General features: G+C 33.7%; 1 protein-coding gene. It reads right to left on the reverse strand.

Annotated elements, in window-relative coordinates:
* Positions 1-504, reverse strand: a 504-nt coding sequence (locus tag C6366_RS20895) for a LysR family transcriptional regulator (RefSeq protein WP_146164932.1), incomplete at both ends; no start/stop codon positions are given.

Here is a 504-nt window from a genome sequence, read left to right on the forward strand (position 1 = left end):
GCCCAAGGGTGATGAGCAGAAACAACCATAAGCATCTCGTCTTTAAAGAGCTCCATGTATTTAATATTGTTGTCATTAATTGGGTCGCTGGTAATAGCAATATCAATAACGTTTTCCTTTAATTTTTGTAATGGATAATGTGTTGCTTCCATTATTATTTGCAAATCTACATTTGGATAAAGCAAATGAAACTGCTTTAAAACGGAAGGTAACCAATGATAACTTGAATAACATTCAGTGCTTATTCTGATTGTACCAAATTCCCCAAAGATCATACGCTTTATTTCTTGCTCTGTGCTTGATAGTTTTTCTAAAACTTCGTTTGCAGTTTCATATAATTTCTCTCCTGCTTTGGTTAGGACTAATTTTTTATTTTGTCGTAAAAATATTTGAGTGCCCAATTGATACTCTGCTTCTTTAAGTTGATGACTCAAAGCAGACTGCGTTAAATGCAATTTGTCGATGGCTTTTGTTATGCTACCCTCCTCTACAATTGCTTTAATT

It is taken from the genome of Desulfonatronum sp. SC1, assembly GCF_003046795.1.
In the GTDB taxonomy this organism is placed as follows: Bacteria; Desulfobacterota; Desulfovibrionia; order Desulfovibrionales; family Desulfonatronaceae; genus Desulfonatronum.